Source organism: Kineosporia babensis, assembly GCF_021129305.1.
Taxonomy (GTDB): domain Bacteria; phylum Actinomycetota; class Actinomycetes; order Actinomycetales; family Kineosporiaceae; genus Kineosporia; species Kineosporia babensis.
Genome location: NZ_JAJOMB010000011.1, coordinates 78,930 through 105,060 on the forward strand (window position 1 = coordinate 78,930; position 26,131 = coordinate 105,060).

Below are 26,131 nucleotides of genomic sequence, written 5' to 3' on the forward strand. Positions count from 1 at the left end.
TTTTCAGGTCAGGAACAGGAAGAGCAGGAAGGCCCAGATCCCGGTCAGCCGACGAGCGCCCTCGGCCGGGGTAGGCAGGAACACCGACGGGCCGGACAGCACCAGATAGAGCGGCGTGCCGATCGGGGTGCACCACAACCAGAACCAGGCCCAGCGAGTGGCCCGGTAAGGCCGCTGGGGGCTGGCGACCAGCCGGATCAGGACCGCGATGTTGACCAGCAGGAACGTTATGCCGAACCAGGTAGGCAAGTGCCCCCAGCCGTGGACGGTGCTGGAGCTGTAGCTCTGCTCGTCGGTGCGCTCGATCTTCAGGTCCGGGGATTGCTCCTGCAAGTAGGTTCCCAGGTCCTGGGCGTCGATCTCGACCCGGTTCGAGCCACCCTGCCGTTCGGCCTTTTCCCCGTAGACGGTGACCTCTTCGTACCGGTTGACCAGATTGCCGTCCCGCCAGTGCACGGTCTGAGTGGCCATGCCTTCGCGGCCGAGGGCGCCGGCGCCGTTCACCCGCACTTCGCTCACCTCGCCCGAGGCGATCGCCGCCTCGAGATTCGTCAGGCGGCCCTCCCGTTCGCCGGTGGTCACCATGATCACGGCAAGCCCGACCCAGACCACGAGCAGGCCCCAGCGCACCCACTCCGCCACGGTCGCCGCGAGCGGGGGACGTTCCGGAACCGTGATCATTTCTGCACTGTAGGGCCGCGAACCACGGCTCAGCGTGTGCCGATTGACACACGTCCTCGTCCCTGTCTTTTTGCAACGTAAAGCTGCCGGTCCGCCTCTGAAGTGAGGTGAGCCAGGTCGGTGGCCGGTCCGCGGTACAGGCCCAGGCTGATCGAGATCCCCATCCCCGGGGCGACTTCCGACCAGGGGAACTGCTGCACCGCCAGCACGATCGACTCGGCCCGGGTCTCACCGACGCCCGAGGTGTCCGGGGCCATCACCACCACGAACTCGTCACCGCCGAGCCGGGCCGCCAGATCGACCGAGCGCACGTGCGAGGCCAGGATCGCGCCGATCCGGCGCAGCACCTCGTCGCCGGCGTCGTGCCCGAAAGTGTCGTTCACCGCCTTGAAGTGGTCCACGTCGATCATCATGATCACCAGCTCCGCGCGGGGTTCCCGGTTGCGGCGCAGGCGTTCCAGGTAGGCGGTGTAGGCACGGCGGTTACCCAGCCCGGTCAGGTCGTCGATCAGCACCTGGTCGCGCAGGAACTCGTGCTCCACCCGGCGGCGCTCGGCCTCGATCGCGGCCCGCATGGACGAAAGCCGGCTCAGGCGGCCGTTCCAGCGCAGGCCGGCGAGCTCGGCGGCATAGGTGAGCGCGGCCGGTGGGGTCTGCGGGGTGTGGGCGGCCAGGTTCAGGGCCAGCAGCCGCAGATGCACCGGGACGTTGGGAGTGACCGGCCCGGCGCACGGTCCGGCCAGCCGGGCGGCCTCAGCGGTGTCCCCGGCCCGGTAGGCCCGGATCGCGTCGGCCACCGAGAGCATGACCAGGTTCGGATCGTCGGCCGGATCGGGGGCGCTGCGGGTGATCAGGTCCCGGTCGGCCGGTGAGGGCTGTCCGGCCAGGGCAGCGAACAGGTCGGCGAAGGCATGGGTCAGCGAGATCCAGCTCGGCGGCCAGCCGCCGTCCAACGGGTCCAGCACCCGGGGCAGGTAACGGGCGGCGAACCGGGCCGCGTTGTCCCACTTGCCCACCTCGGCCATCGCGCAGGCCTCGTCGACCGCCATGTCGCTCTTGTTGATGTGGACCACGCGCTGCTGTCGCTGCAGCACCTCGGCCCACGCCGAATCCGGCTCGGCCCCGAAGAACGGCTCGATCAGGGCCAGTTGCTCGTGCGCCAGCGGCCACAGGCTGAGCGCGTGAAAGGTTCCGGCCACCTCGATCTGGGCGGCGATCCGATGCACCACCGGACCGTGCCCGTCGTCCAGCAGCACCACCGCCCGCACCAGCGGCTCGGCGCCGGGCCGGGCCTGTGACAGCGCCGAACCGAGATTGGCCGCCCGCTGGGCCGAGGTGGCCATGGACAGCGCCAGCAGGGCCTGATCGCCGAGTTCGGTGGCGGCCTTCAGCATCGCCTGCACGTGCTCGGTGTCGTCGCGGCCGGCGTCCCGCGCGGCGAGCGAACGGGCGAAGTGCATCAGCAGGCCGACATCGCCCCAGCCGAGCTGAGCGGCCCGGGCATCGAGTTCGGCGATCTCGGCGGTGACGTCGTGGTCCTGGGCCGCCTCGATCAGCTCGTAGGCCTTGACCAGCGCGGCGGTCTGCTCCGGGCCGATCTGGACGGTGGGCGCAGCGCCAGGGGCAGGGGTGTGCGCGTGGATCACCGCCTGCCGCCCCCTCGCGCTCCTGCCGCCATTGCAATCTGCATCGGCAACCGGGACGCACGGTTGAGGCGGCAGGCTCCGCTGATCATCAGCCCAGCTACGTCGAGTAGCCCGATCACCCCCGAAACCGAGGTCGCGGGGTTAGCGGTCAGGTTCTGGCCTCTACCCCGGAGCATCATGGACGCCATGAGCGGAACCTCCGAGCGCCTGCTGTCTCTGTTGTCGTTGCTCCAGGCCCGCCGCGACTGGCCGGGCCAGGTGCTGGCCGAGCGCCTGGAGGTCAGCCCGCGCACGGTGCGCCGAGACGTGGACCGGCTCCGCGAGCTCGGGTACCCGATCGCCGCGGTCAAAGGGCCGGACGGCGGTTACCGGCTGGAGGCCGGGGCCGACCTGCCGCCCCTGCTGTTCGACGACGAGCAGGCGGTGGCCCTGACGATCGCCCTGCAACTGGCCTCGGCCAGCGGCGCCGGGGTGGCCGAGGCGGCCGAACGAGCGCTCAGCACGCTGCGCCAGGTGATGCCGTCAAGGTTGCGGCACCGGATCGACGCCCTGCAGGTCACGCCAATGCGCCCGACCAACGCGCCCGAGGCCGACCCGGCCGTGCTGAGAACCCTGTCCGACGCTGTACGGGCCCGTGAGTTGCTGCGCTTCGACTACGCGGGCTCTCCTGAGGTCCGCAAGGCCGCGCCGCAGCACCTGCTCAGCCGGAACGGCCGCTGGTACCTGCTGGCCTGGGACCTGGACAAGAACGACTGGCGCACCTACCGCGCCGACCGGATCAGCCCGCGCACCCCGAACGGCCCCCGCTTCAGCCCTCGTCCGATTCCTGGCGGCGACCCGACCGCCTTCGTCGCGGGCCTGTTCAAGGGCTCGCGCGACGGCAATGCCTGGCCCTGCACCGGCACGGTGGTGCTGCACGCCGCCGCCGACCAGATCGCTCCCTTCGCCGGAGACGGCCTGGTGGAGCCGCTGGGCCCCGACCGCACGCGTCTCACATCGGGCTCGTGGTCATGGGGTGGGCTGGCCGCCTCGATCGCCCGGTTCGACGTGGATCTCGAGGTCGAGGGGCCGGCCGAACTGCGGGCCGCGCTGGAGACCCTGGCCGGGCGCCTGGCTCGCGCCGCTGATGGAGGCCGATGAGGGCCGTCAACCCAACCGGTCAGCGGCCTTCCAGGTACATCAGCACGGCCAGCACGCGCCGGTGCCCGCTCTCCGAGGCGACCAGCCCGAGCTTGGCGAAGATGCTGCCGATGTGCTTGTGCACGGCGTTGTCGGTGACGAAAAGCCTCTCAGCGATGGCCTGATTGTCCATTCCTTCGGCCATCAGCGCGATCACCTCACGTTCGCGCGGGCTCAGCGTGGAGATCGGGCCGGGCCGACGGTTGGCCAGGAGTTGCGCCACCACCTCCGGGTCCATCACCGTGCCGCCGGCCGCGACCCGGGAGAGTGCCTCGGTGAACTCGCTCACCCGGCTGATCCGGTCCTTGAGCAGATAGCCCATCCCACCCCCGGCCGCGATCAACTCGGCCGCATACTGCTGCTCGACGTACTGCGAGAGAACAAGAATCGGCAACTGGGGACGCCGGCGGCGGGCTTCCAGAGCGGCCCGGATGCCCTCGTCCCGGAAGCCGGGGGGAAGCCGGACATCGATGATGGCGACGTCCGGATGCCCGGCCTCGACCGCTTCCAGAAGGGCATCCGCGTCGGCGACCAGCGCCGCTACTTCGAACCCGGCCTCTTCCAGCAGCAGCTCGAGACCGTTGGCCAGCAGCACGTTGTCCTCGGCGATCACCACGCGCACGGCAGCTCCGCCCTGATCGTGGTCGGGCCACCGGCCGGGCTGTGCACCGTGAACGTACCGTCCAGCGCCCTGCCCGGCCGCGCATACCGTTCAGCCCGCTGCCTTTTCGGTGATCGGCCGCCCCGGCACCGTCGTCGGTCACGGCCAGCCGAAGGCTGCCCGCGGCATCGAGGGCCAGCCGGACCTGCGCATGATGCGCTCCGCTGTGCCGGACCACGTTGGTCAATGCCTCGGCCACCACGAAGTACACCACCGACTCGACGGCCGCCGGAAGCCTTCCGACCTCGGCCATCTCGAGGTGGGTAGGCACCGAGCACCCTGCAGTCAGCGCATTCAGGGCACCAGGAAGACCGCGATCTGCCAGGATCGGCGGGTAGACGCTGCGCAGAACACCCCTCAAAGCCTCCATCGCATCCCTGATCTCGATGTGGGCCTGGCTCACCAGACGACCGACCTTGTCGTGCTCTCCCCGGGCGTGAGCCTTCTCGGCGACCCCCAGCCGAACCGCGATGGCCACCAGATGCGCCTGCGTACCGTCGTGCAGATCCCGCTCGATCCGACGCAGTTCACCGGCGTGGGCATCGAGTACGTCGGCCCGGCTCTCGGCCAGTACCGTCACCCGCTGAGCCAGGCGCTCGGCCCGGCGGTCGGACGCCGAGGGAGCCAACTGGTTCAGGCAGCACCGGGCCAGCCCGTGGGCCGAGGGCCTGAACGTCGGACCGGCCACCGCCAGCAAGAGGATGACCTGCGACGGCCCCAGGAGCAAAGCTCTGGGCCAACTGGTCACCGGGATCTCGACGAACAGACGCGGCGGGTCGGCCGGATCGAACACCCACCACAGCCCCGTCGCCACCGGAGCGACCGCGATGTTGCCCACGATCAGCAGGACCAGCAGACCCGCAGCCGAACCGGCGACGGCCTGGATCAGCGCCCAGCCCGCAATCCTCCAGCGGCTGCCGGTCGGTGGCAAATTCCCGGTATCGCCGAGTATCCGGCGCGAGCGCTGCTGTTCACGCCGGGCCCAGACTTGCGCAACCCGCGAACTGAACAGCAGCGGGAGAACGAGAACGGCCAGGGGCCCGCGCAGTAGCCCTGCCAGCAGATAAACCGCGCACCGCAACGTTTCTCGAAGAAATGACTGTGCTCGCTGCGGGGAATCTCTTCCCTGCCCCTGCAACATCCGAAGCCCCCTCCCTGAACCCCTCGCCAGCCTGCCGGGACGACCCGGCCCAGTGCACTACAGCCAGCTGTAGGCCTCTTTCTACAGCTGGGGGCACTGCTCGGAATCGTACGTGAAACTTACTGTGCCAGGCATGAAACCATCATTCATCCACAGGCCGAAACTTCTTGTCGCCGTTGCGGCCGTTACCGCAGCTCTGTTCAGCGGTGCTTCCTCGGCGAACGCCGACGTCAGCCCTCTGCAGAAAGACGCCGATGCGATCGGCGCACTCGGCGTAGTCGGGGTCCAAGCCGAGGTCAGCACCCCGAAGGGGCGCATCGTGGTCACCAGCGGCGTGGCCGGGCAGCGCAGCCGGAGGGAGATGCCTGAGCAAGGGCACTTCCGGATCGCCAGCACTCGCAAGGCCATGGTTGCGGTGGTGGTGCTCCAGCTGGTGGCCGAAGGCAAGCTCGGCCTCGACGAGAAGGTGGAGAAGTACCTGCCCGGAACGACGGACCGGATCACCGTGCGCCACCTGCTGCAGAACACCAGTGGTCTGCACGACGACCTGCCCGGCTACACCACTGCGCAGGAATACCTCGAGCAGCGCTACGACGTGCACACCCGTGAAGAGCTGATCGCCCGGACCATGCAGCATCCCCTCGACTTCGCACCCGGAACGAGCTGGAGCTACTCCAACACCGGCTACCTGCTGCTGGACGCGATCGTCGAGAAAGTCACCAGGAAGCCGCTGTACCGGTCGATCGAGCAGCGCATCGCCGGGCCGCTCGGACTGCGTACGCTCGGCCCGGCCGGGACGTCACCGCTTCTGCCAACCCCGCACTCCCGCGCTCACCAGCAGTTCGAAGTCGGTAGCCTGGTCGACGTCACCGAGCAGGTCTCGAGCGATCCGGACGGCGTCCTGGCCACCACACGCGACCTCACCCGGTTCTTTCGGGCCTTGCTCGGCGGACAGCTCCTGCCCCCGGCCCAGCTGAACGTGATGCGTCAGGATGTGCCGGTCAGCCCCGAACTCGCGGCTTTCTGGCCCGACGCCCGCTACGGACTCGGCTTGGTGAGCCGACCTCTGAGGTGCGGTGGGCGGTACTGGGGGCACGACGGTGGCGATGGCGGATTCATCACGGTCACCGGCGTCACCGAGAACGGCCGCAGCAGTGCCGTTGTCACGATGAACACCGCGCTCGCGGCAACCCCCGAGGGCGTGCTGAACCAGCAACGAGCCGCCGACCGCCTGGTCCAGCGGGCCCTGTGCTCCTGATCCGCATCGTCAAGGGCGCCGGGCCGAAGCCCGGCGCCCTTACCGTCCCCCCTGGTTCAGTTGACTCGCACCTGCCCGGAAACCACTGAACCACCGAACTTCCCGATCAGAGAGCCGTCCCCGTCGGCCGCCTGGCCGAGCAACCGCCAGTGGTAGGTACCCGGTTCCATCTTCCGGCCGGTCCGGTCGCGGCCGTCCCAGACGATGTCCCGGATACTGCCGTCGGGAGCCGTGCCGGTCAGCGTCTTCACGGTTGCCCCGTTGCGGTCAGTGATCAGCAGACGGACGTCGGTCATCGGCTTGGAGACGTCGAACCGGGGCCGCCACTGCTGGGTTCCGGCGGTGAAGCGGGACGCGGCCAGCTTGCCGATCAAACGCGGACGGTACTGCTGGGCGAACGGAATCCGTTGCACCTCGGCCCCGTCCCGGCCGGGCAGCGCCCGGGTGAGCAGGTGGTCGTCCAGATCGAACCGGTACCAGGCTCCCAACAGGTCCACCCGCTGAGCATCCGGCGAGTTCAGGTCTATCAGGTGGCCGCCGTACTGTTCGGCGGCGTTCTCCACCCAGTTCGACCAGAACAGCACCCCCTCGCTCAGCTGCAGGTCGGTCACCTGGAATCCGCTGCCGAACGGATTGTCGATCAGGCGTTCGGTGTCGTTGCGGATGTTCCGGACGACGATCTTCTCGGCGTCGCAGTCCTCCCAGGCCACGAGCTCGCCCCAGATCGAGACCTGCGGCGGGCGCCAGCACGGGCCCTGATAGGTGGCGAGCAGTTGCGGATCCGGGTTCTCCACGTCGTCCAGCCAGACCCGGGTCTCGTAGGCTCCGGTGTCCTCGTCGTAACTCGGCCCGATGCTGTAGACGATGCTCGAGCCGAACAGTTCGGCCCGGCCGGTGGCGTAGTCGGACTTGCGCACCTCGTAGACCTTGTCGCCGTTCGGCTTGAACACCGCGGTGTCGAGCAGGGCGTACGGCCCGGAGACATCGGGGTACCAGGGCCCCCACTCGGACTGGCCCTGGATCACGCCGGTGACCCGCCCCCGATCGGCGAGTTGCCAGCTGTGCTCGTCCTGCCCCCAGATCAGGGCCCGGCCGGCCGAGAAGGCGAAGAGCCGGTCGGAGTGGCTGACCTGGTACTCGATCAGCGAACTTCCGTTGACGCCGAGCCGCTTGCGGGGACCGGCGGTCAGCGTCTCCTGGCCGGAAATCGCGGTCTTCCAGACCGTATGACGATCGTCGGAACTGCTGGAACGGTCCAGCGTGTACAGGCTGGAACCGGCCAGGCCGACGTCCAGCACGGGATACGTCGCACTGGCGACGGTTGCGGTGCGGACTGCGACGTCACCCGGGCTTACGCTGTACACACCAGCCGTTTTCGGTGCCCCACCGGTGGCGGTCAGGAAACGATCGCCGACGGCGGCCAGGCCTTGGCTGTAGTCGGGAAGTTCGGTGGTGGTTGCGTTTTCGCCCTTCACCACGCGAAGTTCTACGTCCTTGGCCGGAGGCACCGGGAAGGCGTCTTCGTCGGTCGGACCGGCCACCAGGTAGCCCACACCCTGATCATTGGCGACCAGGTCGACACTTTCGGCGTCCGGGTCGGTCTCGGCATACGAACTCACCACCGGCTCCGCCACGAAGAGCGGCCGGCTGTGGATCTGCAGAGACTGACCGGCCGCCTGCGAGTCCCAGGCCAGCAGATCAGGGCCCAGAGCAACCGACTTGATGACGTCGGTCGTCTCTACCAGCGTCGAGAACGTTCCGCTGTAGGGGTCTCTCAGAAGCAGGCTGAATTGTCGGGTGCCTTCCGGCGCCGAGTCCGGGTAACCCGGCTTGGGTACCGGCGGATCGGCCCGCACGACCGCCACCGTGGACCCGTCGGCAGCCAGATCGACGATTCCCTCGGCGTTCTCCATCAACCGGTCGATCGCCATCTCGCCGTTCTTGCCGCCGGTGCCGGTTCCGGCCTTGTGCCGCAGCAGGTTGACCGGCTCGCCCCCGGCCAGACCCGCCGCGGTGTACCAGTTGCCGGCGTTGAAGGCCGAAGGACGGGCGGCCGGGGCGTCGATGACGTCCTGGCCGCTGATCAGATTCATCCGGTGCAGGTACCAGGCCTGGTTCACGAAGGGATAGGGCGACAAGGGGTCGGCCCAGGCCAGTTCGTCACCGTGAACCCCGACCAGCAGCCGCGGCTGCTCGAAGTAGTTCGTGGCCTTGATCAGTGGCCGGGCCGTCAGCTCACCACCCTCGGCGCCGGTGTAGACCAGGGAGTTGACCACGTCTGCGTGATCGGTCGGGTCGCTGCCCTGTTCCACCACCACCCCGGAGTCCGAGGCCCCGACCATCCGCAGCGACGCCTGCATCGGGCCGCCGCTCACCCGGATCGTCGGTGGTGAAGGGTTTTCGGCCGCCTGAGCAGGCGCCGCGAGCAGCGTCCCGCCCACTCCTACTCCCAAGGCCAGCAACCAGCCCAGCGCACGCCGTGCTCCAGCCATGATGCCCCCACCGGTCAGGGCGGTAGATCACCGGAGGGCGCGAGCCGCCGCCGCAACCGGATGCTCGGGCAAGGCCCGAGAACGGGCGCGGCAGCAGGGACGGCGCAGTCCGGGCCGACCGCAGAGAAGGCCCGGCCGGAACGTTTCGCGCCGGTGCCGTATCGATGGTCGCGCCCGGGAACCAGAACGCGCGTCGGCCGAATGTGCGTCGGCTGAACGTGCGTCAGCCGTCTGCGCGGCCGGTCACCCAGCGACGTATCCGGTTCCCTGAGCAGGAAGGCCTCGACTCAGCCGAGCTCGTGCGAGCCGGGCACCACCACGCCGGCCTCGTACGCCAGCACCACCGCCTGCACCCGGTCACGCAGGCCCAGCTTGGCCAGGATGTGCCCCACGTGCACCTTGACCGTGCCCTCGGAAAGGTAGAGCTGTGCAGCGATCTCCTGGTTCGAGCGACCCGCAGCCAGCAGCAGGAACACCTCTCGCTCGCGATCGGTCAGCGCGGCCAGCACCTCCTCGCGCCGCTGCGCGCCCTGGGCCCCGGGCATCACCGAGCCGAACCGTTCCAGCAGACGCCGGGTCACCGAAGGCGCCAGCACCGCATCCCCGGTGGCCACCGTGCTGATCGCGGTCAGCAGCACATCGGGCGGAGCATCCTTCAGCAGGAAGCCGCTGGCCCCGGCCCGCAGTCCGGCGAACACGTACTCGTCCAGGTCGAACGTGGTCAGGATCAGCACCTTGGTCTCCGGCCGCTCGGCCAGGATCTTCTCGGTGGCGGTGATCCCGTCCATCTTCTGCATCCGGACATCCATCAGCACCACGTCGGGCTTCAGGGCCGCCGACATCGGTACCGCCGACGAGCCGTCCTCCGCCTCCCCGACGATCTCGATGCCCGGCTCGGGCTCGAGCACCATCCGCAGGCCGAGCCGCAGGAACGGCTGGTCGTCGACCAGCATCACGCCGATAGTCACGGTGCCACCTTGCTGTTGAGCGGGAATCCCGCGCTGACCTTCCAGCCGCCGGCCCGGCTCGGCCCGGCCTCGACCGTTCCGCCGAACGACTGCACCCGCTGCCGCATGCCCATGATCCCCCGCCCGAGACCGTCCGCCGCCGGTGCCCCCGAGGCGCGTCCGTCGTCCTCGATCGAGATGTTGATGGCGTCGGACCGGTACTGCAGCCGCACAACGGTTCTGGTCGCGTCCTGGGCGTGCTTCATCGAATTGGTCAGGGCCTCCTGCACCAGCCGGTACACCGTCAGTTGCAGCCCACTGGAGGCCAGTTCGCCCGGCGGCTCGCCCTCCACCTCCAGCGTGACCGGCAGGCCGGTGGCCCGGACCTGGCTGACCAGACCGTCCAGCGAGCGCAGGTCCGGGGCCGGGTGCAGTCCGGCGGTCGCATCGCCCTCCCTCGGCATCGTGCCCAGCAACCGGCGGGTCTCCTCCAGCGCGGACCGGGCCATGGTGACCGTGGTGGTCACCGCCTGTCGGGAACGGTCGCTGGTGATCTCGCCGCTGCGGGCCAGACCCTCGCTCAGCGCCACCACCACGGTGAGGTGGTGGGCGATCAGGTCGTGCATCTCGCGGGCGATCCGGGCGCGCTCGTCGGCCGCGGCCAGGGCGTCGCGCTGCTCCCGCTCGATCACCAGGTGCCGATTGCGTTCCTGCAGGTCGGCCTGGTTCTGGTCGCGGGCCCGGCGGTACAGGCCGAGGGTGAAGGCCAGCACCTGCGGGGTGGACAGGCCGACGAAGATCAGGATCTTCTGGGCCACCGAGTTGAGAGCCGAAAGCGGTCCGGCGGCGGCCACGAACGGCCAGAACATCGACAGCGCCAGCCCGAACACCGCCGCCCGGCGCGGACCCAGGACGGTGAGGGTGTGCAGGGCCAGGCTCACGGCGCCCAGTTGCAGCATCGCGTTGCCGGTGCCGAAGGTGGCCACGCAGATCATGATCACCAGCAGGTTCACCGGCACCGGCCAGATCCGGCGGAACAGCAGCAGTGGGCCCACCAGGACCACGACAGCGGTCGAGACGGTGCTGATGTTGTCGATCGCCAGCACCGCGATCAGCAGGCCGAGGGCAGCGTCCAGGACCCAGGACCGGCGCGGCCGTCCGCGCAGCGGGGTGGCCGGACGCCACAACTGCGCCCACCAGTTCGACATCAGGCTCAGCCTTTCCATCTCAGGCCTTTTCAGTAGGCCGGGCCGGGACGGCGCCGGCGGGAGTCCGGCCGGCCGATCAGGTACCAGGCGAACCAGGCCACCACCGGCATCCAGAAGATGAACAGCACCCACAGCACCTTCATCCCGGCCGACAGGTCCGAGCCCAGCACAGAGACCAGGACCACGACGAACAAGGCGACCAGAGCCAGGAGGAACAGCACGATGCCGCCCGCGAACAGCCAGTGCAGAGGCTGGGACGTCGAATCCACCTGGGCCGCAACCGCATGAAGAGAAGTCATGCCAAGAATGCTGCGGCTCGGTGGCCCGCGGAACCATAACTCACCCGGCCAGCATCAGCTATGCCGGAAGTCGTACCCCGAGCACCTCCGCGTAGGCCGCGACATCGGCCGGGGCGTCCGAAAGCACCCGGAAGACCACTGCCCGCGCCATCGCCGCCCGCGCCGGGCCGTACCGCCACTCGTCCAGCACCTCGCGCGCCGCCCCGTGCCAGAGCACGCTGTCCAGCACACACACCGCATCGGCCCACAGCACCGGCCGCCAGGCCGGGGCGAAGTCGATCACCACCGGCGCACCGTTCGCGTCGAGCAGGACGTTGCCGGCCAGGTCGGCGTGCACCAGCTGGTCCCGGCCGATCGACGGTTCCTCGTCGGCCGCCGCCAGCGCCCGCTTCACCAGTTCCACCACCGCCGGATCGGCGTCGGGGACCGGCAGCTCACCGAAGGCGACCCGTTCGGCCAACGCCCAGCGGTCGTTGCGTTCCGGCAGCCGCACCGGGCGCTCCAGCAGCGACGTGGCCAGCTGGGCGTGCAGCACGTGCCCGGCGGCGATCGAGACGGCCAGGTTCTGGCAGGCCACCGTGCCGGGCTCGTACCGGCTGGCCGCCCAGCCGTCGACCACCCAGCTCCCGTCCCGGGCCGGCACCGGAACCGCGATCCGCAGATCCCGGGGGTGCCGGGCCGGGTCCACGTCGAGCCGGACCGCGAGCCGGGCCAGGAGGGGACTCAGCCAGTCCTGGATCAGGGCATCGCGCTCGGGGCTGAGCACCAGGTCACCAGCGCGAACGCTGTGCCCTTGGCCGCCGGGCAGCGGCTCGGTGTCTTCGGGGACGGCGAACAGGTCCAGTACGTGAGGGGAAGGACGCACCCGGCCAGCCTAACCAGACGAATCAACGGGGCCGGGGTGAGCGTGGCCTCGTTCCGACCCAGGGGTTCGGTACGGCTCAACCGTCTACCGCACGCCCTTGGCCACCACGGTGGCGCCGACGGCGAACCGTGATGGAAGGACGTCCCTGGCCGCACCGCGGGTAACGCAACGATGAGCGTGGGGACGTCCGTCGGTTCTGTACATCCGGGACACGTGGCACCAAATGTCCCGGGTGTACACAATCATCGATTGCTTTCCGGTCGGCGGTACCTACATCGAAGCGGCTGCGCTCAGTGCGCCGGCCACACCGGCGCTGGTCAGGGCGGCGCGGCGGTAGTCGGGGGCAGTTGCGGCGAGGGCGAGCATGCTGGCGGCATGCAGGCCGTCGACCCAGGCAGCCCAGCGGGCGGCCCGGAACCGGCTGGGGGCCGAGGCTACGACCGCGGCCTGGGCCAGGTGGCGGGCGCCGAGAATTCGGGCGGCGGTGGTGACGCCCGGCAGGTCGGGATCGGTGCCGGTGAGGGCCAGGATGCGACGAGGTTGCAGCACCAGGGCGGCGCCGAAGGCTGCACCCAGGGCCGTGCTCACCGCCGGACGAGAAGCATCGAGTCCTCCGGCGGATTCAGGCGCGCTGGTGCCGGCCGGGGTCATGCGGTGCCTTCACGGGTCGAACTGCTGATCATGGCGCCGAGTTTGCCAGGTGTTCATGGCCTCCGAAGACGTCAGATGAGGCGCGAAGGCACGGCCACGGTCTGCAGATCGCGGACCACCACCACGTCCGGATGGATGTCCCCGGCTTCCTTGGCGTGCTCGTCCAGATCTTCGTACCGCGAGGAGAAATGGGTCAGCACCAGCCGCCGCACCCCGGCCTGAACCGCCAGGGCGGCCGCCTGCCCGGCGGTCAGGTGCCCGTTCTCCTCGGCCAGTCCGGCCTCGGACTCGAGGTACGTGGCCTCGGCGACCAGCAGATCGCAGCCCTCGGCCAGGGCCAGCGCCCCCTCGCACACCGCAGTATCCATGATCACGGCAATCCGCTGGCCCCGCCGCGGCACGCTCACATCGGCCAGCCGCACGCCCCGAATCACTTCGCCGCGCTGGATCCTTCCGATGTCCGGACCCGAGATGCCGCGCTCGGCGGCCAGTTCCGGAACCACCCGGCGTCCGTCGTCCTCCACGAAGCGATACCCGACCGTCGGCACCCCATGCCGCAGGGGCGCCGTCCAAACGCTCCAGGTGTCCAGCCGCATCACTTCCACCAGACCGGCAGAGGACGCGGGGACCCAGCTATGCAGCGGATTCTCACCACGAGTGGCGAACGAGGTGAGCAGATCGAGCCGTTCCAGCGCAGCCTGCGGGGCGATCACCGGTAACGGGTTCAGCGCACCGTCAACCCGCCGCCGATTCAGAAATCCGGGTACCCCGTAGGTGTGATCACCGTGCTCGTGCGTCAGGCACAGGGCCGCGATCCGGCTGCTGGCCACGCCGGCCTTGAGCATCTGGCGCTGCGTTCCCTCCCCGCAGTCGACGAGAATGCTTGTGGCGCCGAGGCGCACCAGCGTGGCTACATGATTACGTTCTCGCGTAGGCACCTGGCACGACGTACCCAGCGCAACGATCTCCAGGCGACCCATGGGCGAATTATCCTGCTCACCCCGGCCGCCTCGCTAGGGAGACCGGGCTGGAACACCTAAAAGCGCGGCCGGTTCAGGGGGTATCCGGCAACCGCTCCACGATGTCCTTGGCCAGATCGCGGAGCTTGACGTTGCGGCCCATCGAGGCCACCCGCAGGATCTCGAACGCCTGCTCGGCGCTGCACCGGTTCTGCGCCATGATCGCGCCCTTGGCCTGCTCGATCACCGCCCGGCTGCGCATCGCGGCCTGCATGTCCTCGGCCAGCCGGGCGCTGTCCTGGTACGACACCGCGTTACCGATGGCCACCGCGATGTGGGAAGCCACTTCCCGGGCCACTGCCAGCGTCTCCTCACCCAACGCCTCAGGCTTGCGGGAGTACAGGTTCAGCGCTCCCAGCAGTTCGGTCTGCACCGGCAACGGGAGGGACACTGCGCTCAGCACCCCCTCTTGCGCGACGGCAGCCGCGTAGTCCGGCCAGCGCGCCTCGTCCCGCATGTCCGGGATGGCCAGCTCGACCCCGGAGACACCGGCGTCGACGCACGGGCCGTAGCCGCGTTCGTACTGCAGCTCGTCGGCGGCCAGGGCCAGGTCTCCGCTGTGGCCGGCGGTGAACGGCCGGTTGTTCCGGATCAAGGTGATCGAGACCTCGTCGGCACCGTCCACCCCGCTCTGGGCGATCCGGACATACTGGGCCAGCAACTGCTCCAGGGAGGCGTCGGCAAACCGGATGTTCAGCAACTCGGCCAGAACCGCGGCGGGAAGCTTAGACATAATCGCCACGCTACCCAGGACCCGGCGCTACGGAGACTCGAGACGGTGACCAAGCCCGAGGAACCTGACTTCCTGACCGCGACCCGCCGCACCTACCAGAAGGTCGCGCAGGCCTACACCCGCGCGAGCAGCGAAGGCCTGCAGGTCCGGCCCTACGACCGGGCCATGCTGCCGCTGTTCGCCGAACTGGTCCGGGAGGCCGGCGGCACCAGGGTGGCGGACGTCGGCTGCGGGTCAGGCTTCGTGACCCAGTTCCTGCACGAGCTGGGCCTGGACGTGTTCGGCCTGGACCTGTCACCGGCCATGCTCGAGCAGGCCCGCCGGTCCTATCCGCACCTGGAGTTCCGCGAGGCCACGATTCTGGACCTGCCGGTGACCGACCTCAGCCTGCACGGCATCACCGCGCTGTTCTCGTTCAACACCGTTCCGATCGAGCACCTTTCGCAGGCGTTCCAGGGTTTTCACCGGGCGCTGCAGCCCGGCGGCGTGGTGCTGCTGGCGTTCAGCGTGCGGGAAGAGCCGCTGGAGCTGCGGACCTGGCTGGATCACGACGTCACCCTGCCCCTGCAACGACTGGTACCCGACGAGGTGTCGCAGGCGCTGGGCGAGGCCGGTCTGCCGGTTCAGGCACAACTGCTGCACCAGCCCCGCCCACCCCACGAGACCCGTCCCTACGTGCATCTTCTGGCCCAGAAAGCAACCAGCGCCGGCCCTTCTCAGTCCTTCACGCCCTGATGCGGATACACCTTCACCGTGCGCTTGCCCCCGACGTCCCCACCGATCTTCACCTTGCGCAGTGAGGAGTTGTTGTCGTAGTTCGACTCGGTGAGCCGGTGCTCGGGGTTGGCGATGGTCTGGATGAAGTAGACCCCGCTGGGCACCCGGGTGATGTTGAACGACTGGCCCGGCAGGTCCTGGCTGTAGGTGTCGCCCCAGCCGGTCTCCAGCACCTCGCGGATGCTGAGCAGGTTCTTGTTGCCCTGCCCGCAGGCGGTGTACAGGTCGGTCGAGGCCGGGGCCCACTTGGCGCCCGGCACGGTCAGGTCGACCGGGTCGGTGGGAGCCAGGCAGAACGCCTCCTTACCGCTCACGATGGTCTTCGTCCGGGTGGAGTCCAGCAGCCGGTACGAGGCGAAGTCCCGGAAGTGCCAGTGGTTGTGGCCCGATCGCGGATCCCATTCCATCTCACCGGCCGGCGCGTAGCCCACCTGGTTGCCGTCCGCGTCGAAGAAGTACTGGTAGGCGTCCAGCACATCGGCTCCCGGACGCCGGAACCCGTCGACCACCATCGGCGAAGGACCGGCGTTCCAGACCGTGGCACCGAAGGTGAGGTACGTCTTCTTCGGCCCGTCCTTCTTCCCCCGGACATCGGTGTAGATCTGGTAGGCGGGCAGCGAGCGCAGGTCGGCCTTGGGCAGGTCGTCCAGGGCCAGTCCGCTGATCGACCTCTGGGCGGTGGGCGGGTTCGGGGCCGGAACGTTCGGCACCCCCAGCGCCTGCTCACGCGCCGCCTCCAGGGCCGCCCGCTGCGGTGACAACGGCTCCCCGGCGGTGACATCGCCGCCGTGATGGGCGTGCGCGGCAACGCTACTGGCATCGACCTTGACGGTCTTCACCTTGACCGTGCTCTGCATGGTGCCCTGCTTGAGGGTGAGCCCGAACGCCTGCCGCCAGGGCTTGGACACGGCCACCTTCAGGACGTACGTGCCGTCGGGACCGTCGAACGAGACCGGGCTTTCGTAATCCCCCAGCACCGGCGTGGACCAGCCGCCGGTGACGCCGAAGACCCCGCCGATCGCGAACGGGTGGGAGCCGCAGCCCAGCGGGTAGGGCGACTGCGCGGGCGCGTCCACCTGCACCCGGGAACGCCCCCAGGAGTTGGGGCAGAAGTCGAGGGTGCTGGTCTGCACGGTCTTTCCGTCGGCGTTGCTGACCTTCACGTCGAAGAACTTGGTCAGCGTGTTCGGCGTGCCGGTGAGGCCGTCGGGCAGCCTGGTGGTGACCTGCTGCGCCCCCTCACCCAGGATCAGCGTGGTCCGGACCGGGTCGGCGTACGATTTTCCCTTGCGCGTGCGGATTTCCACGTTCTGATCGGCGATCGCGTACTGCCCGAGGCCGTAGAGCCAGACCGGTTCGCCCTTGGCCCGCTGCACGGTGTGGGTGGTGCCCAGAACGGTGAAGCTCAGCGCCGGGCCGTCGGTGGGCACGATGGCCGAGGCAGCGGGCCAGGCCGAGTTCACGGCGGCGGCGGTGCCGCCGGCCATCAGCACGACCAGGACCGGAGCGATGCGCAAGGCGGTGCGGCGAAGATTCAGATTCATGGTTCCCCCTTTGGGCCGATGCTCCTCCTCACCGCAATTGATGATGGAGAAGTTCGACGACGAGCGCCCTTAGGGGCCGAAAACCACTACCTAGGAGTAGGTGTGGCGACCCTAGACTGCGCCGGTGAGACAATACTCGGCCCTCGCTTCGGAGCGGCTGCTCTTCCCCCACACCCGTGAACTGGCGGCCAGCGACGCGTCCGTAGGTAAGGCACTTCTGGCGCGCCCCACCCAACTGCCACCCCCGACGCGTCCCTCATTGACCCTGACGCCCATTGCTTCCCCGGATGACTGGCAGCTCTACGAACAACGGCGCATCGAGGTGGAGGACGGATTCGGTGTACCCCCGCAGCAGGCCCGCGCCATGGTGGCTGCTCTACGGGAACGCACCGCGGTTCTGGAGCTGAGCATGTTCTTCGGGCGTACAACTAAGGACGATGTGGTTGCCGCGATCGGCTACTTCGGCCGGGGTAGGTGGGTGCGTTTACAGGAGGTGGACGTGTTTCCGGCCTGGCGCGGACGGGGGTACGGCGACGGGCTGCTGTCGGCCACCCTGCAACACCTGACCGACACTACGGACGCCGAAGTGGTGATTCTGGGCGCCGACGAGGACGACTGGCCGCTGGAGTGGTACCGGCGACGGGGCTTCGCCGACGTCGCCCGGGTGGCTCTGACCCGCTGACCGGTCCGGTCCGATCTCAGTCCGAAGCAGTCCGATCCGGTCCAGTTGGGTCCGGGCAGAAATCGTTCCGCAGTTTGTGACTGGCCCGATACCTTCGTCCCACATAATGTCCGCCATGCCTGAGTCGCCTCAGCCCGCGGAATCCGACCTGCACAGCCTGGTGCAGCGGATGGAACAGCTGCGCAAGGACTTCCACCAGCAGCTGGTCGAACCGCGCCAGTACTGGCAGTTGCACTACGGCCCGGTCCGGATCCGGCGCCGCCTGTCCTCCCGCACGGTCACCTCCACGTTCTTGTCGTTCTGGCTGCTCACACTGGCCGCGGGACTGGCGGCGATCTTCTTCGACAGCACCCAGGAACTGGGCATCGCCCTGGTGGTGGCCGCGGTGTTCACCGCCGGCTCGTTCCTGATCCAGCTGTGGACCGCGCAGATCGAGGTCGAGCACTCGCTCTACAGTCAGCTCTCGGACGCCCGTCAGCGCGAGATGCTGGAGACGTACGCCAAGGAGATGAACGCGATCGCGGCCCGGATCGCCGCGCTCGACCCTCAGTACGAGTTGTGAGCCTGACTGAAACTCCAGGCCCCGCAGGGGCTGCCGTAACGGTCGGCGATGTAGTCCAGACCCCAGCGGATCTGCGTGACCGGGTTGGTCTGCCAGTCCGCGCCGGCGCTGGCCATCTTGCTACCGGGGTAGGACTGCGGGATGCCGTAAGCGCCGGAGGAGGGGTTGGTGGCCTTGTAGTTCCACTGGCTCTCCTTGGTCCACAGCGAGTCCAGGCAGGAGAACTCGGAGGACGACCAACCCCGGTCGGCCAGCATCACCTTTGCTGCTGAGCGGGGGTCGCGCTGGGCGTTGCGCAGCGCGTTCTCGCGGGCCTTCTTCTCCGCCTCGATCCGGTCGGCGGCGGCCTTGGCCTGGGTGTACTGGGCCATTGCGGCGTCGGCCTTGGCGGGGGTGGCCTTCTTGACCGCCGCGTTGCGCTCGGCTGCCTCCTGAGCTGCGATCGCGGCGGCCTCGATCTCGGCCTGCGCCTGAGCCTCGGCCTCTTCCCGCTCGGCCTTCTGCTCGGGGGTCTCTTCCTCGGTGAGGACGAACGCTGCCGAGGCGGAGCCGTCGCCGAAGAGCGGAAGTGCGTGACTGGCAAGGTAAGACGCGCCAATTCCCTGCGCCCCCACCACCAGCGCCATCACCGCCAGCCGGGCCGCTCCGGTCACCCCTTTGCCCAGCAAAGGACGCGGGGCGGGCACTGCGATCGGCACCATCGGCGCTGATCGGGCGGGGTTGCGGAACGGGTCGGCGGAGACCCGGTGCGGAACCGGAAGGTCGATGCCCGCGGGGCGCCGGGGGTCGGTCTGCGGGGTTGGCAGAGCGGCTGGGGTAGGCGCGACGGCGACGCCTTGGTGGGGCTGGAATGAGGGACGACGGTGAGACTCGGCGCTGCGGGTGGCCGTTGCCGGGCTGGGGGGACGCTGTGACCGGGACGGGGCGCCGGACGGACGGCTGTCGGCGGGGCGGCTGGCGTTGCGTCGCGCTTCGGCTCTACGCAGCTCGGACCGCTTGGGGTAGCTGCGATTCCCGCCGGCTGGGGTAATCGGGTCGGCGCCGGTGCTGCGTTCTACTCCGGCCACTGTCGTCACGGTGACAAAAGTGGCCCGTGCGAAAGCTGAGCACAAGTACTTAGAGCAACATTTCTGGACGGCCCGGGGGCTCGCCCTCCTCGCTCCCCCGGGCCTGGCGGCCCTGTCGTCCAGAGACGACGTGGCCGTTGCCGACAGCCAAGAACACTGAACCACCCTCGGCCAGTTATCGGTAACACAGCGACGCATTCCGGCTACCGCGGGCGTGTATCGGCGAGTACGGATCTCATCGGCCGTTCCTGCTGCTGAACGGCCGAGAAGCAGTAACTTGGGTGTAGGTCCGGCAGCGGGGCCTGCGCACCTCGCTTCAGCTACGGGGAGAGCGGTCGTTGCGTGCTGCCCAAGACGAGCCGGTCCGGCTGGCTGCCTTCGAGTCCCATCATCCCGACGAAGCCTCGGTCCTGGCCACCCGGATAGTCGGTGCCACCTCGTTCTCGATCGCCGACGACGCCTCGGGCTTCTACTACCGGCTGGCGACCGCCGCGACCAAGGGCCTGCGCTCGGGCATCGCGCACAACGGTTCAGCCACCCGGGTGGTGAGCGATCCGCGGCTGCGCTTCACCGCGGTCCTCTCGGTCACCGGCTCGGTCACCGTGGCAGACGCCGGGCGTACCCGGCCGGGTGCGGTCCTGCCGCCGGGCGGTGTGTGGCGGCTGGACGAGGAGGCACCCTCGGACCTCACCTACTCGGCGAAATCCATCACCGGGGCGCTGAGCCTGGAGATGAGCGACATCGCCGCGGTGGCGGCCGAAAGCCTGCACAAGGAAGCAGTCACCGTCCACTTCCTCGACTCCGAGCCGCTGGACGAGATCAGCGCCCGCTACTGGGCCGACCTGATGCGGCTGACGCACCGCCAGGCCACCGCCCCGGTATCGGTGCTGAACCGTCCGCTGATCCGCGCGCAGATGACACGGACCCTGGCCACTGCGGCCCTGCTGGTCTTCCCCAACACGACGATGACGCTGGACTACCTGCCCGGCCCGGGGCAGGTCGGGCAGGTCACGCTGCGCCGGGCGGTGAACTACCTGCATGCCCACGCCGCGCAGCCGATCACCGTCACCGACATCGCCTCGGCCGCGGGGATCGGGGTCCGGGCCCTGCAGAAGGCGTTTCACCAGCACTACGGCTGCAGCCCGATGGCCTATCTGCGGCAGGTGCGGCTGGAGGGAGCCCATCGCGACCTGCAGGCGGCCGACCCGACCAACGGGGACCAGGTGGCGCTGATCGCGATCCGCTGGGGCTTCGGCCACGCCGGCCGCTTCGGCGCCGCCTACCGCGAGCGCTACGGCGTCCTGCCCTCGGCCACCCTGCGCTCCTGACCGCTGCCTTCAGGTGCCGGCGGCCGCTGCGGCCCGGCGGTCGCGCCGGGCCGCCCACTTCCGCCAGATCACGAACATTCCCCAGGCCAGCAGCACCAGGGCGATCACGATCAGCACCGGCGCGAAAATGGCCAGGATCGCCAGCAGCACCGACAGCACGTCCTCGACGGTGGAGACCACCGGTGCCCCGACCCCGGCCGTGCTCAGGTTCACCACCGGCCGGGCCGCGGACTTGGTGGCGTGGGTCAGCCCGGCCACCACCACGCCGATCAGTGCTCCGGCCCAGGGGTTGTCGCGCATCCACTGGCTGTTGTCCAGGTTCTGCGCGCTGAAGGTGGCGCTGGAGATCAGCCCACCCACGGTCGGGCGCACCGCGGTCTGCACCAGATCGTTGAAGTGGTCCACCACCGGCACCTTGTCCAGCACCAGCTCGGCCAGCAGCAGCACCGCCCCGGCGGCGATCGCCCAGTCGCTGATCACCCAGGAGTACTCCCCGGGCAGCTCGATCACATCGCTCATCCGCGCGGTCAGGGCCACCAGCACGAACGGGATCCAGGCGTTCAGGCCGGCCGCGGCGGCCAGCCCCGAACCGGTCAGCGCCGCGAACACGCAGAAACCTCCAGCACAGCTGTCATGCCGGTGATTCTTCCCGATCCGGCCGCAATCCACAGCCGGGCCGGTCCACCTCCGAGCCGGTCCGCAGCCGGTCCGCAGCCGGTCCACCGCCGTCGGCGGGCCGAACCACGCACGGTCCCGGCCGCCTCGCGACCCGCCCTAAACACCCGTCCCCCATTCGCCGGATTACCCCGGGTTCCCGCGAAAGCCTGCCGACCCCGTCCTACGTTTCTTGACGAAGTTTCACGGGGAGAACTGGGTTCGACGGGGAGAACGGGTGAGGACCATGAAGCTCGGCAGATCCGGCCGGTGGTGCTCGGCGGTGACCGCGGCGGTGGCCACGATGACGGTGGTGACCTCTGTGGCCTGGGTCACCCAGACCGCGTCGGCGGTGCAGGCCGGCGAAGAGCTGCAGTGGGCCCAGCGGCCGCCCGAGAAGGTGCTGCGCCCGGCGCTCGGCGACACCACGTTCACCGTCGACGCCGGGGCGGGCAATGCGCTGTCCTGGTCCGGCCGGGCCGCCAGCTGCCTGAAGACCAGCAGCTCGGCCGCCGAATGCCGGGTGCGGGACCGCTCGCGCGGCGGCTCGATGTCGTTCACCGCCACCACCCCCGCCGGGCTGAGCAGCACCGCCGGCACCCAGGTGGTCTCCGACGTCACGATCGTCTCGCTGGGTGAGTCGTACGCCTCCGGGGAGGCCAACCCGCCGTTCGTCACCGACGACTACGACACCGCGGCCAACGGCTGCCACCGCTCCGGCACCGCCGGAGTCCGGCAGATGGCCCAGCGGGTGCGGGTGCCCGACGAGGGCAGCACCGGGTTCAAGCACCTGGCCTGCAGCGGGGCGACCATCCCGCAGCTGACCACCGGGACCAAGGGTGAACCCGGGCAGCTGGCCCGGCTGGCCGCGACCCCGAACGTCAGCCTGGTCACGCTCTCGGTGGGCGGCAACGACATCGGGATGAGCTCGATCGTCTCCAAGTGCCTGCCCGCCCAGGGCTGCCAGGAGGCGCTGGCCCAGGCCGTGACCGCGCTCGACGCGATCAGCACGCCCTCGCCCGCCTACGGCGGGATCTCGTTGCTGGAGCGCACTTACCGGGATGTCCGCAAGGCCGCCCCGCACGCCCGGCTGGCGATCACCGGCTACCCGCTGCTGTTCCCGGTGAACGACACCAGTGCCTGCACGCCGCTCGGCAAGCCGGTCTCCGACCTGGTCAACGCGGTCACCCTGGAGCTGAACCGGCGGATCGAGCTGATCGCCCAGAAGGTGCCCGACACCACGTTCGTCGACCTGGTCGAGCCGTTCGCCGGGCACGCCTCCTGCGAGCGGGTGCCGGCCAAGCGCTGGCTCACCTTCGTCGACCCGGTCAACCCGGTGTACAGCCTGCACCCGAACACCCGTGGGCAGGTCGAGATCCGGGATGCGCTGGAAGACGCCCTCTCGTAAAACTGCTTTCGAACCAAGGACGGGGTGCTCACCTTGGTGAGCACCCCGTCCTTGGTTTTCGGCAAGGCTTTTCAGAGGTCGTCGAGCGAGACCAGGCCGTCCTGAATCGCTCTGGCCACCAGCGTGGCCTTGGTGGAGGCCGGCCGGCCGGTGTTGGCGTACTTGATCCGTACCCGGTCGATGTAGGTGGACACCGTGCGGGCCGAGATCCCGAGCTTCTGCGCCACCAGGTCTTTCGACTCGCAGCGGAACCACTCCAGGAGCACGTCGATCTCCCGCGGGGCCAGGTCCGGACGGATGCGCCGGCTGTCCACCCCCATCGCCCCGGCCAGCGAGGGCGAGACGTAGGGCCGGGACTCGGCCGCCGCGCGCACCGCGTCGACCAGGTGGGCCTGCCCCTCGGCCTTGGTCAGATAGGTGAAGGCGCCGATCTCCAGGCAGGTCAGCGCGGTGTCGCTGTCCTCGCGCATCGAGTAGACCACCACCTGCCGGCCGTGCTCGACCAGCCGCGAGAGGTCCGCGTAGGCGGGCGCCCCACCGAGCTGCAGGTCCATCACCACGACCGGGACCGAGCGGCCCGGTTCCAGCCAGGCCACCGACAGGTCCGAGCCGGCCGCCACCACCTCCACCGGCGGGCTGGCCAGGGCCATCCACGCCTGCACCCCGGCCAGGATCGCCGGATGATCGTCCACCAGCACCACATTCACGCCGGTACTCACACCCGTACCGTCCGCTGCCGGTTCGTCCGGTCGTCCATCGCCCGCACCGTCCGAATCGGTTGCGCTGGCTGCGCTTGCCATGTCACCTCCACCCAGAGCCGGTCACCACTTCTGAGCCGGCTCACCCGTACACGTCCCCCGGCCCGGCCGATTCCCCCACCTGCACCAGGCAGAATCTGCTCGCCCTCGGGGACTTCGACGGCGCCGTCCTGCGCGCCGTCGGTGACCACACTCAAAGTCACCGAATCCTGCATCCCCACCCCTTGTTCCAACGCCGCCGACGTCTGGCCGGTCACGGTCACCCGGGCGGCCGAACGAGCCCCGGCCAGCGCCGCGATGACCGGCTCGGTCAGCGCCCGGCGCACCGGCAGCGGCAGTGCCGGCAGCGACCCCCTCGTCGACATCTGCACCGCCGTACCCCGCCGTTCGGCCACATCGACGCAGGCATGGATCTCGTGCTCCAGCGGGTCCGCCACGTCGTCGCTCTCGGCGAACAGCCGCCGCATCCGGGACGCTTCGACCGAGCACGCACGTTGCACGCCGGAGTCCGCGGGATTCAGCTGCCCGGAGGCGAGACCGGCCAGCAGCGGCGCGGTGGTCACGGCCAGATCGGCGTAACGGGCCTGCCGGTCGCGGTGCAGCTGCTCGGCCACTCGCTCGAAGGTGCGCAGCTGTTCCTCCTCGACCGCGGTCCGCAGGGCCACCTCGGCCGAGCGGCGCAGGGCGATCGAGAACAGCGCGACCGTGGACTGCCAGGCGCCGGCCAGCAGACCGGTCACGCCGAACTCCACCAGCATCGGGGCGTGGGCCGCGTCCTGCCCCAGGATCAGCGCCGCAGTCACCGCGTACTGGCCGAGCAGAGCGCCGAAGAACCAGCGCAGCCGCAGATCCAGCAACAGCAGCACGGCGAACCAGCCGAACATCTCCCAGGACCAGTGCGGGGTGTCGATCAGGTACTCCGGCTCGACCGCGACCGTACCGCCCACACAGGCCACGAACACCACCGCCAGCAGCACCCAGCGCAGCCACGACCAGGGCCGGTCCAGAGCCACGAACACCGCCGCCACGGCCACCACCGCGAGCATCGCCACCAGGGCGCCCAGATCGGCCGCGGGCCAGCGGTAGGCGTCGGTGAACTGCAGGGCGACCGGCAGGTGGATGAAGATCAGGACGACCGAGGTGACCGACATCGCGGCGATCCGCAGCCCTCGCAGGAACTCGTCGGCGATCACCGTGGGCCGGGGAATCGGCGCGGTCGGCCCTGCCGTACCGAGGGGGTCAGTCATCAGCGGCCCACTCCAGATGCACAGTGGTGCCCTGGCCCGGCGCCGAGACGACCTCGCCGCGGCCGCCGGCCCGGCGCATCCGGGCACTGATCGACTCGGAGATGCCCCTGCGCTGGGCCGGTATCTGCTGCGGGTCGAAGCCCCGGCCGGCATCGGTGATCCACACCTGGACCCGCCGGCCGTCGTGCTGCAGGCTCAGCTGCGCTTCGGGCACCCCAGCGTGCCGGGCCACGTTGGCCAGGGCCTCGTGCACGCTGTCGCAGATCGCCGTCGCCGGGCCCGGTGGCACCAGCACGGTCTGCAGCGGGGTGCGATGCACCTGCACCTCGGCGTCGGCGGTGGATTCGGCCAACAGCGCGGCCAGGTCGATCACCGGGCCGGTGCGGGCGGTGCGGCCATCCGGGTCGAGCACCCGCAGATCGCGGCGGGCCTGGTCGGCCAGCCAGGTCTGGCGGCCCTCGACCGTGCCCTGGCCGACCATCAGCAGGGTGGCGGCCGCGGTGTCGTGCAGCGTGGCCAGGTGCTCGCGCTCGTCGGAGCGCTGAGCCCGGCTCACCTCGGCCACCGAGCGCTTGCGTTCGCCGTCGACCAGGTAGGAGTCGGCCCGCCGGGCGCCGGCCCGCACGGCGTTGTACAGACCGCGCGAAAGGGCAGCCTCGACCAGCAGCCAGATCACCGGCAGCAGCCAGAGTTCGTTGTCCCCGGCGACCGAGGACTCCACGCCCACCGTGTGCGCGAGGGCGACCAGCCCGGCCAGGACCGCGCCACCTCTGGGGGTGGACTGCCACTGATAGGTCACGACGGCCATCGAGGCCAGGGCCAGCATCCAGCCGGTGCCGTCCGACTGCCCGTCCTGGGGCACCGTCCAGGGCTGACTCAGCAGCACCGCACAGGTCAGGGCGACGTCGCCGGACAACCAGAGCTGTCCCGGGCGCTGCTGCGGCCGCCTGAACACCCGCAGGGCGTAGACGATGTTCCAGATGACGAGGGCGGCCACCGCCACCACAGCGGCGGCCAGGCGCTCACCGGACAGCAGAAGCAGGCCGAGGCATCCGCATCCGCTCGCGACCACACCTCGGCCCGCAATTGCGTATCGGAGACTCAGCCGTTGCAGCTCGCGCTCAACCGGCGGTAACGACACCGGCGCAGTATGACAGCAGGCAGTGTCGAACTCACCCCTTGTCACCCGAGAGTGACGATCCTTCGCGCCTGGTCACAAAACGTGTGACCAGGCGCCCCTGCCGGTCCGCGCCCGGCACCCGCCCCTCCTCGGGTGCCGAGCAGCCTCCGATCCTCCCGAAGGCGGAAGAGGCCCGGCGCGATC

At 69.6% G+C, this 26,131-nt stretch carries 24 protein-coding genes and 1 pseudogene; 7 read left to right on the forward strand and 18 right to left on the reverse strand.

The features are described 5' to 3' along the window. Positions 1-3 precede the first annotated feature (3 nt). Together LR394_RS20515 and LR394_RS43080 are read right to left on the reverse strand one after the other, a co-directional pair. A complete protein-coding gene (locus LR394_RS20515) occupies positions 4-681 on the reverse strand; it encodes a hypothetical protein (protein WP_231444354.1) in 678 nt (225 codons plus the stop codon). Between the two features lie 29 nt (positions 682-710). Beyond that, positions 711-2,327 (reverse strand): sensor domain-containing diguanylate cyclase, encoded by a 1,617-nt coding sequence (locus LR394_RS43080; RefSeq protein ID WP_231444356.1) that lies wholly within the window; start codon positions 2,325-2,327, stop codon positions 711-713. A gap of 186 nt (positions 2,328-2,513) precedes the next feature. Here LR394_RS43080 and LR394_RS20525 point away from each other — a divergent pair, with 186 nt between their 5' ends. Further along, entirely contained in the window at positions 2,514-3,467 is a 954-nt protein-coding gene (locus LR394_RS20525) for a helix-turn-helix transcriptional regulator (RefSeq protein ID WP_231444360.1), read from the forward strand. A gap of 19 nt (positions 3,468-3,486) precedes the next feature. Here LR394_RS20525 and LR394_RS43085 read toward each other — a convergent pair whose 3' ends face one another. Further along, a complete protein-coding gene (locus tag LR394_RS43085; protein ID WP_231444362.1) occupies positions 3,487-4,128 on the reverse strand; it encodes a response regulator in 642 nt (213 codons plus the stop codon). Between the two features lie 427 nt (positions 4,129-4,555). Further along, positions 4,556-5,308, reverse strand: a pseudogene (locus LR394_RS43675) (histidine kinase); the annotation flags it as partial. 133 nt (positions 5,309-5,441) lie between these two features. On the opposite strand from LR394_RS43675, the gene LR394_RS20540 reads away from it, so the two are divergent. Then, positions 5,442-6,566 carry a serine hydrolase domain-containing protein gene (locus LR394_RS20540; protein WP_231444366.1) on the forward strand — a complete coding sequence of 375 codons (1,125 nt, stop codon included), beginning with the start codon at positions 5,442-5,444 and terminating at the stop codon, positions 6,564-6,566. Between the two features lie 56 nt (positions 6,567-6,622). Here LR394_RS20540 and LR394_RS20545 read toward each other — a convergent pair whose 3' ends face one another. The 8 genes from LR394_RS20545 to LR394_RS20580 all read right to left on the reverse strand — a co-directional run bounded on the left by LR394_RS20545 (position 6,623) and on the right by LR394_RS20580 (position 14,780). Further along, on the reverse strand, positions 6,623-9,058 hold the full coding sequence (locus tag LR394_RS20545; protein ID WP_231444368.1) for a FlgD immunoglobulin-like domain containing protein: 2,436 nt from the start codon (positions 9,056-9,058) through the stop codon (positions 6,623-6,625). 287 nt (positions 9,059-9,345) lie between these two features. Next, the gene (locus LR394_RS20550) at positions 9,346-10,026 is read right to left on the reverse strand and encodes a response regulator (protein WP_231444370.1); all 681 of its coding nucleotides are present in this window, start codon (positions 10,024-10,026) and stop codon (positions 9,346-9,348) included. Then, complete coding sequence (locus LR394_RS20555) at positions 10,023-11,213, reverse strand: sensor histidine kinase (RefSeq protein WP_231444371.1); 1,191 nt, start codon at positions 11,211-11,213, stop codon at positions 10,023-10,025. Before LR394_RS20555 ends, LR394_RS20550 begins: the two co-directional genes overlap by 4 nt. Before the next feature lie 29 nt (positions 11,214-11,242). Then, positions 11,243-11,512: a PLDc N-terminal domain-containing protein gene (locus LR394_RS20560; RefSeq protein WP_231444373.1), complete on the reverse strand. Its 270-nt coding sequence runs from the start codon at positions 11,510-11,512 to the stop codon at positions 11,243-11,245. A gap of 58 nt (positions 11,513-11,570) precedes the next feature. Next, entirely contained in the window at positions 11,571-12,377 is an 807-nt protein-coding gene (locus LR394_RS20565; RefSeq protein WP_231444375.1) for a hypothetical protein, read from the reverse strand. Between the two features lie 270 nt (positions 12,378-12,647). Then, positions 12,648-12,965: a hypothetical protein gene (locus tag LR394_RS20570; protein WP_231444377.1), complete on the reverse strand. Its 318-nt coding sequence runs from the start codon at positions 12,963-12,965 to the stop codon at positions 12,648-12,650. 134 nt (positions 12,966-13,099) lie between these two features. After that, the gene (locus LR394_RS20575) at positions 13,100-14,008 is read right to left on the reverse strand and encodes a ribonuclease Z (protein ID WP_231444379.1); all 909 of its coding nucleotides are present in this window, start codon (positions 14,006-14,008) and stop codon (positions 13,100-13,102) included. A gap of 73 nt (positions 14,009-14,081) precedes the next feature. Beyond that, positions 14,082-14,780, reverse strand: a complete 699-nt coding sequence (locus LR394_RS20580; protein WP_231444381.1) for a GAF and ANTAR domain-containing protein — start codon at positions 14,778-14,780, stop codon at positions 14,082-14,084. A 45-nt stretch (positions 14,781-14,825) separates the two neighbouring features. Here LR394_RS20580 and LR394_RS20585 point away from each other — a divergent pair, with 45 nt between their 5' ends. After that, the gene (locus LR394_RS20585; protein ID WP_231444383.1) at positions 14,826-15,515 is read left to right on the forward strand and encodes a class I SAM-dependent methyltransferase; all 690 of its coding nucleotides are present in this window, start codon (positions 14,826-14,828) and stop codon (positions 15,513-15,515) included. Here the strand turns inward: LR394_RS20585 and LR394_RS20590 are convergent. Continuing rightward, complete coding sequence (locus tag LR394_RS20590) at positions 15,497-17,101, reverse strand: lysyl oxidase family protein (RefSeq protein WP_231444385.1); 1,605 nt, start codon at positions 17,099-17,101, stop codon at positions 15,497-15,499. The two genes, LR394_RS20585 and LR394_RS20590, sit on opposite strands and share 19 nt — an antisense overlap. Positions 17,102-17,225: 124 nt before the next feature. Between LR394_RS20590 and LR394_RS20595 the strand changes: the two genes are divergently transcribed. Next, positions 17,226-17,783 carry a GNAT family N-acetyltransferase gene (locus LR394_RS20595; RefSeq protein WP_231444387.1) on the forward strand — a complete coding sequence of 186 codons (558 nt, stop codon included), beginning with the start codon at positions 17,226-17,228 and terminating at the stop codon, positions 17,781-17,783. Between the two features lie 115 nt (positions 17,784-17,898). Then, complete coding sequence (locus LR394_RS20600) at positions 17,899-18,345, forward strand: hypothetical protein (RefSeq protein WP_231444389.1); 447 nt, start codon at positions 17,899-17,901, stop codon at positions 18,343-18,345. Here LR394_RS20600 and LR394_RS20605 read toward each other — a convergent pair. Next, complete coding sequence (locus tag LR394_RS20605; RefSeq protein WP_231444391.1) at positions 18,330-19,421, reverse strand: aggregation-promoting factor C-terminal-like domain-containing protein; 1,092 nt, start codon at positions 19,419-19,421, stop codon at positions 18,330-18,332. The genes LR394_RS20600 and LR394_RS20605 overlap by 16 nt on opposite strands. A 329-nt stretch (positions 19,422-19,750) precedes the next feature. Between LR394_RS20605 and LR394_RS20610 the strand changes: the two genes are divergently transcribed. Continuing rightward, positions 19,751-20,740, forward strand: a complete 990-nt coding sequence (locus LR394_RS20610; protein WP_231444393.1) for a helix-turn-helix transcriptional regulator — start codon at positions 19,751-19,753, stop codon at positions 20,738-20,740. Positions 20,741-20,749: 9 nt separating this feature from the next. On the opposite strand, the gene LR394_RS20615 is transcribed toward LR394_RS20610, so the two are convergent. Continuing rightward, entirely contained in the window at positions 20,750-21,349 is a 600-nt protein-coding gene (locus tag LR394_RS20615; RefSeq protein WP_231444395.1) for a DUF4126 domain-containing protein, read from the reverse strand. Positions 21,350-21,641: 292 nt separating this feature from the next. On the opposite strand from LR394_RS20615, the gene LR394_RS20620 reads away from it, so the two are divergent. Beyond that, entirely contained in the window at positions 21,642-22,802 is a 1,161-nt protein-coding gene (locus tag LR394_RS20620) for an SGNH/GDSL hydrolase family protein (RefSeq protein ID WP_231444396.1), read from the forward strand. Between the two features lie 71 nt (positions 22,803-22,873). On the opposite strand, the gene LR394_RS20625 is transcribed toward LR394_RS20620, so the two are convergent. Genes LR394_RS20625 through LR394_RS20635 form a run of 3 tightly spaced genes read right to left on the reverse strand, consistent with a single transcriptional unit; the run spans position 22,874 to position 25,948 of the window. Next, positions 22,874-23,521 carry a response regulator transcription factor gene (locus LR394_RS20625; protein ID WP_231444397.1) on the reverse strand — a complete coding sequence of 216 codons (648 nt, stop codon included), beginning with the start codon at positions 23,519-23,521 and terminating at the stop codon, positions 22,874-22,876. Further along, positions 23,518-24,807: a hypothetical protein gene (locus LR394_RS20630; RefSeq protein ID WP_231444398.1), complete on the reverse strand. Its 1,290-nt coding sequence runs from the start codon at positions 24,805-24,807 to the stop codon at positions 23,518-23,520. The genes LR394_RS20625 and LR394_RS20630 overlap by 4 nt, the downstream gene beginning before the upstream one ends. Further along, positions 24,800-25,948 (reverse strand): sensor histidine kinase, encoded by a 1,149-nt coding sequence (locus LR394_RS20635; protein WP_231444399.1) that lies wholly within the window; start codon positions 25,946-25,948, stop codon positions 24,800-24,802. The genes LR394_RS20630 and LR394_RS20635 overlap by 8 nt, the downstream gene beginning before the upstream one ends. Positions 25,949-26,131: the final 183 nt, after the last annotated feature.